This is a genomic window from Pseudomonas wayambapalatensis, from assembly GCF_049942315.1.
Classification (GTDB): Bacteria; Pseudomonadota; Gammaproteobacteria; order Pseudomonadales; family Pseudomonadaceae; genus Aquipseudomonas; species Aquipseudomonas wayambapalatensis.
This window is the reverse complement of the sequence record NZ_JBNFMU010000031.1, coordinates 1-5,431: the sequence shown is the minus strand read 5'-3', so window position 1 is coordinate 5,431 and position 5,431 is coordinate 1. Positions and strand designations below refer to the sequence as shown.

At 63.1% G+C, this 5,431-nt stretch carries 5 protein-coding genes and 1 pseudogene; 3 read left to right on the top strand and 3 right to left on the bottom strand.

Translation table 11 applies throughout. The annotated features are described in order from the left end of the window. Window positions 1–232: 232 nt before the first annotated feature. Window positions 233–604 carry a COG4315 family predicted lipoprotein gene (locus ACPZMI_RS00630; RefSeq protein WP_186710929.1) on the bottom strand — a complete coding sequence of 124 codons (372 nt, stop codon included), beginning with the start codon at window positions 602–604 and terminating at the stop codon, window positions 233–235. Between the two features lie 169 nt (window positions 605–773). On the opposite strand from ACPZMI_RS00630, the gene phoB reads away from it, so the two are divergent. From phoB to ACPZMI_RS00615, 3 genes are all read left to right on the top strand, one after another. After that, window positions 774–1,463: a phosphate regulon transcriptional regulator PhoB gene (gene phoB, locus ACPZMI_RS00625; protein ID WP_003253341.1), complete on the top strand. Its 690-nt coding sequence runs from the start codon at window positions 774–776 to the stop codon at window positions 1,461–1,463. 45 nt (window positions 1,464–1,508) lie between these two features. Then, window positions 1,509–2,816 carry a phosphate regulon sensor histidine kinase PhoR gene (phoR, locus tag ACPZMI_RS00620; protein ID WP_288377715.1) on the top strand — a complete coding sequence of 436 codons (1,308 nt, stop codon included), beginning with the start codon at window positions 1,509–1,511 and terminating at the stop codon, window positions 2,814–2,816. 129 nt (window positions 2,817–2,945) lie between these two features. Continuing rightward, a complete protein-coding gene (locus ACPZMI_RS00615) occupies window positions 2,946–4,286 on the top strand; it encodes a hemolysin family protein (protein ID WP_186670089.1) in 1,341 nt (446 codons plus the stop codon). 9 nt (window positions 4,287–4,295) lie between these two features. Here the strand turns inward: ACPZMI_RS00615 and ACPZMI_RS00610 are convergent, their stop codons facing one another. Further along, a complete protein-coding gene (locus tag ACPZMI_RS00610; protein ID WP_426351461.1) occupies window positions 4,296–5,186 on the bottom strand; it encodes a M23 family metallopeptidase in 891 nt (296 codons plus the stop codon). Between the two features lie 157 nt (window positions 5,187–5,343). After that, window positions 5,344–5,431 (bottom strand): annotated as a pseudogene (locus ACPZMI_RS00605) (hypothetical protein); the annotation flags it as partial.

The following is a 5,431-nucleotide window of genomic DNA, read 5'->3' as shown; positions in this document are numbered from 1 at the left end:
GGCATATCGCCAAACCCTGAAGCGTGCGCGGACTCTGTGGGTGCAACTGTCTTGCTCAAAAATCTGAGGCCTGCCCAATCCCCTGTGGGAGCGGGCTTGTCCCGCGAACACGGGCGTAGCCCGTGCCATGCAGCGCGGTGTCTTTTTCGCGGGTAAACCCGCTCCCACAGGGGATTGGGCAGGCCTCAGATTTTTGAGCAAGACAGTTGCACCCACAGAGTCCGCGCACGCTTCAGGGTTTGGCGATATGCCAGACGTCCTTCACGCCATCACCGGTCTTGTCTCCGGCTTTCTTGTCCTTGATGAAGGTGTACAGCGGCTTGCCGTCGTAAGCCCACTGCTTCTTGCCATCGTCCCGCTCGATCACCGTCCACTTGTCCTTGGCAGCTTCATCCTCGGCCTTGACCAGCAGCGGCGGCCAGTTGGTTGCGCATTCACCGTTGCACATCGACTTGCCTCCGGCATCCTTGTCGAAGGTGTACAGGGTCATGCCGGCATGGTCGACCCACATGCCGTCCTTCTCCATCGCATGGTGCGCCGACGCCACCCCCGGCAATGCCAGCGCAGCGAAAAGGGCCATCCAGCTCAGCGTATGTCGTGTCATTGGAATCACCATCGTGTCGGGGGAAGGAGGGAGAACACCGCCGCAGCGGCCTTGTGAAGCCTAGCCCAGTCACGCAATGTCGCCAGAACGGCCAACGCCTTGTCACACAGCTGCAATAATTCCGTTATCTAATGCGGGCCAAGACACCATAGATGGGAGAGTTTTGAGCATGGTTGGCAGGAACATTCTGATCGTCGACGACGAAGCGCCTATTCGCGAGATGATCGCCGTTGCATTGGAAATGGCCGGCTACGACTGCCTCGAGGCAGAGAACTCCCAGCAGGCCCACGCCATCATCGTCGACCGCAAGCCGGACCTGATCCTGCTGGACTGGATGCTGCCCGGCACCTCCGGCATCGAACTGGCACGCCGCCTCAAGCGCGACGAGCTGACCGGGGACATCCCGATCATCATGCTCACCGCCAAGGGCGAAGAGGACAACAAGATCCAGGGCCTGGAAGTCGGCGCCGACGACTACATCACCAAGCCGTTCTCGCCCCGCGAGCTGGTGGCCCGCCTCAAGGCCGTGCTGCGCCGCACCGGCCCGAGCGACAGCGAGGCACCGATCGAAGTCGGCGGCCTGCTGCTCGACCCGATCAGCCACCGCGTGACCATCGACGGCAAACCCGCCGAGATGGGCCCGACCGAGTACCGCCTGCTGCAGTTCTTCATGACCCACCAGGAGCGCGCCTACACCCGTGGCCAGCTGCTCGACCAGGTCTGGGGCGGCAACGTCTATGTCGAGGAGCGCACCGTCGACGTGCACATCCGTCGTCTGCGCAAGGCACTGGGTGAGGCCTACGAAAATCTGGTACAAACCGTCCGCGGCACCGGCTACCGTTTCTCGACCAAGAGCTGACACGCCCGCACGCTTCGCTGCAAGCCGCTGTACAAGGACTGTGAATTGAACCCGAACTGGCACGCGACCCTGATTCGCCACCTGCTCCTGCTGATCAGCGTCTGTCTGCTCGGCGGGCTGGTCAGCGGACAATACGGCTGGAGCCTGGCAGTTGGCCTGGCGCTCTACCTGGGCTGGACCCTCAAGCAGTTGCTGCGCCTGCACGAATGGCTGCGCAACCACCAGCCCGACGAAGCACCACCGGACGGCTACGGGCTGTGGGGCGAAGTGTTCGACAGCATCTATCACCTGCAGCGCCGCGACCAGCGTGTCCGCGGGCGCCTGCAAGCGGTGATCGATCGGGTTCAGGAGTCCACCGCTGCCCTGCGCGATGCGGTGATCATGCTCGACAGCGATGGCAACCTGGAGTGGTGGAACCGCGCCGCCGAGACCCTGCTGGGCTTCAAGACGCCCCAGGATGGCGGACAACCGGTCACCAACCTGGTCCGTCATCCGCGCTTCAAGGAATACTTCGAAGCGGAAAACTACGTCGAACCGCTGGAAATCCCCTCGCCGATCAATGACCGCCTGCGCGTGCAACTGCACATCACCCGCTACGGCAACAACGAGCACCTGATGCTGGTGCGCGACGTGACCCGCATCCACCAGCTCGAACAGATGCGCAAGGACTTCGTCGCCAACGTCTCCCACGAACTGCGCACCCCGCTGACGGTGATCACCGGCTACCTCGAAACCCTGCTGGACAACGTCGAAGACGTGAACCCACGCTGGGCCCGTGCGCTGCAGCAGATGAGCCAGCAAGGCTCGCGCATGCAGACCCTGCTCAACGACCTGTTGCTGCTGGCCAAGCTGGAAGCGACCGACTATCCCTCGGACAACCAGCCGGTGGCGGTGGATACCCTGCTGCAGTCGATCAAGGGCGACGCGCAGGCGCTGTCCGGGCCCAAGCGCCAGCACATCTCACTGGAAGCCGCGCCGGGCCTGCGCCTGAAAGGCAGCGAGTCGGAACTGCGCAGCGCCTTCTCCAACCTGGTGTTCAATGCGGTCAAGTACACCCAGGAGGAAGGCACCATTCGCATCCGCTGGTGGGCCGACGAGCAAGGGGCACACCTGAGCGTGCAGGACTCGGGGGTGGGCATCGACGCCAAGCACCTGCCGCGCCTGACCGAACGCTTCTACCGCGTCGACTCCAGCCGCGCCTCCAACACCGGCGGCACCGGGCTGGGCCTGGCGATCGTCAAGCATGTGCTGATGCGCCATCGCGCCAAGCTTGAAATCAGCAGCGTGCCGGGGCATGGCAGCACGTTCACCTGTCATTTTGCGCCGGCTCAATTGGCGGCAAATCGCAGCTGAGAATCCCCACGGCAAAAAGCATCCCCTTTGCTTTTGCAGCTTCAGCCGCTACATTGGATCCCCTGTGCCAGCTAGAGCTGGCACTTTTTTTCTCTCTCTTTCAAAGACGGACCCCGTAAAAACTCCATCATGGACCCTTCCCCTGGTATCAGCCTCGCCTCTGTATTCGCCGATTTCGGCATGATTCTCTTTGCCCTGTTCCTGGTAGTGCTCAACGGCTTCTTCGTTGCCGCCGAGTTCGCCATGGTCAAGCTGCGCTCTACCCGCGTCGAATCCATCGCCGAGCTGCACGGCTGGCGCGGCAGCATCCTGCGCAAAGTACACAACCAGCTCGACGCCTACCTGTCGGCCTGCCAATTGGGCATCACCCTGGCCTCGCTGGGCCTGGGCTGGGTCGGAGAGCCGGCCTTCGCCCACCTGCTCGAACCGCTGCTGGCCTACCTGGGCGTCGACAGCCCGGAACTGATCAAGGCCGTGTCGTTCTTCGTCGCCTTCTTCGTGATCTCGTACCTGCACATCGTGGTCGGGGAGCTGGCACCCAAATCCTGGGCGATCCGCAAGCCCGAGCTGCTTTCGCTATGGACGGCAGTGCCGCTGTACCTGTTCTACTGGCTGATGTATCCAGCGATCTACCTGCTCAACGCCAGCGCCAACACCATCCTGCGCATCGCCGGCCAGGGCGAGCCCGGGCCGCACCATGAGCACCACTACAGCCGTGAAGAGCTCAAGCTGATCCTGCACTCCAGCCGCGGCCAGGACCCAAGCGACCAAGGCATGCGCGTGCTGGCCTCGGCGGTGGAAATGGGCGAGCTGGAGGTGGTCGACTGGGCCAACTCCCGTGAAGACATGGTGGTGCTCGACGCCAAGGCACCGCTGAAGAACATCCTGGCGATGTTCCGCCGCCACAAGTTCAGCCGCTACCCGGTGTACGACGCCGAGCGCGAAGAGTTCACCGGCCTGCTGCACATCAAGGACCTGCTGCTGGAGCTGGCCGAACTGGACCACCTCCCTGAAACCATCGACCTGGAAGACCTGGCCCGACCGTTGGAGCGCGTATCGCGACACATGCCGCTGTCGCAGTTGCTCGAACAGTTCCGCAAGGGCGGTGCGCACTTCGTGCTGGTCGAGGAAGCCGATGGCAAGGTGATCGGCTACCTGACCATGGAAGACGTGCTGGAAGTGCTGGTCGGCGATATCCAGGACGAACACCGCAAGGCCGAACGCGGCATCCTCGCCTACCAGCCGGGCAAGCTGCTGGTGCGGGGCGACACGCCGCTGTTCAAGGTCGAACGCCTGCTGGGCATCGACCTTGATCATATCGAGGCCGAGACTCTCGCCGGCCTGGTCTACGAGTCGCTCAAGCGCGTGCCCGAGGAAGAGGAAGTGCTGGAAGTCGAAGGCCTGCGCATCATCATCAAGAAGATGAAAGGGCCGAAGATCGTCCTGGCCAAGGTGCTGAAGCTCGATTGACAGCGCTGTTCAAGGATTCCCTGCCGTGAAGTCCGGCAACCCGCCAATCGGACGGTCGAAGCGGTAGGGAATCGACTCCAGCGCCAGCCCCACATTGCGCTGCACCACGAAATGCAGGTGCGGCCCACTGCTGTTGCCGGTGTTGCCTGACTTGCCCAGCACCTCCCCCTGCGCCACGCGTTGCCCTTCGGCTACCACCACTGACCCACGCATCAGGTGCAGATAGACACCCATGGTGCCGTCTGCGTGCAGGATGCGTACGAAGTTGCCAGAAGGATTGTTACCGCGTTCGGTCTGACGATTCTCCATCTTCACCACCACCCCGCCCCTGGCGGCGATGATCGGTGTGCCTTCGGGCAAGGCGATGTCCATGGCGTAGCGCCCCTTGGGGCCGAAATGGCTGTAGCGCCCATTGGGCCCCTGGCTCAACCGGAACGGCCCGCCGCGCCAAGGAAACGGGTAGCGATACGCCTGCGGGCGCTGAGCGGGGTCGCCCATGGCATGGCGTAGCTTGGCCCGGTATTTCAGCTGGCTGCCCGGACTCGCCATCACCACGCTCAGCACCTGCGTGGAACGCGGCGCCAGCACACGTCGAACGAGACGCGGAGCATTGCCGTCGCGCGCGTTGACCAGGCCTTCCAGACGCAGCTCGACCTCCACGGGTGCGAACAGGTCATTGCGCGCCGAAAAACGCACACCGCCAACCAGTGCCTCGGGATGCAGGCGGACTTGATCGTCGAGACGTTCGACCATCGGCTCGCGCAGCGCCATTGCCCGTGCACCAGGGCTGGGCTGATAGGAATAGGACGCCACGCCGAAGGTGTCGGTGGTGCTGTAGAGGGTCATGGCCATGCCCGGTGCCGAAGCCACGAGCAGGGACAGCAGCAGGCAGGCGCGCATGATAGTGGCTTTTTGACAGTTGTTATGTCTTGAGCCTAGCAGCGGGTTACATCGGGGGGATGACAGTTGGTCGGGTGGCCGACCCGACTTCTGCAGGAGGGGCCTTGTGCCGCTTGTGTCTTGATAGGGGATTAGAATCTGGAGTGAGAGCGGTGAATGGCAAGCTGCATGCCACATGTGCCTTGAGGTGATGACCTTCGCGCACCAGGCGTTCGGCGATGCCTGGGGCGATCCAGTCGCAGCGC

Bases quoted from the DNA above. Each gene is read 5' to 3' on its own strand.
- ACPZMI_RS00610 (WP_426351461.1), bottom strand. From the start codon at position 5,186: ATGCGCGCCTGCCTGCTGCTGTCCCTGCTCGTGGCTTCGGCACCGGGC.
- phoB (WP_003253341.1), top strand. From the start codon at position 774: ATGGTTGGCAGGAACATTCTGATCGTCGACGACGAAGCGCCTATTCGC.
- ACPZMI_RS00615 (WP_186670089.1), top strand. From the start codon at position 2,946: ATGGACCCTTCCCCTGGTATCAGCCTCGCCTCTGTATTCGCCGATTTC.
- ACPZMI_RS00630 (WP_186710929.1), bottom strand. From the start codon at position 604: ATGACACGACATACGCTGAGCTGGATGGCCCTTTTCGCTGCGCTGGCA.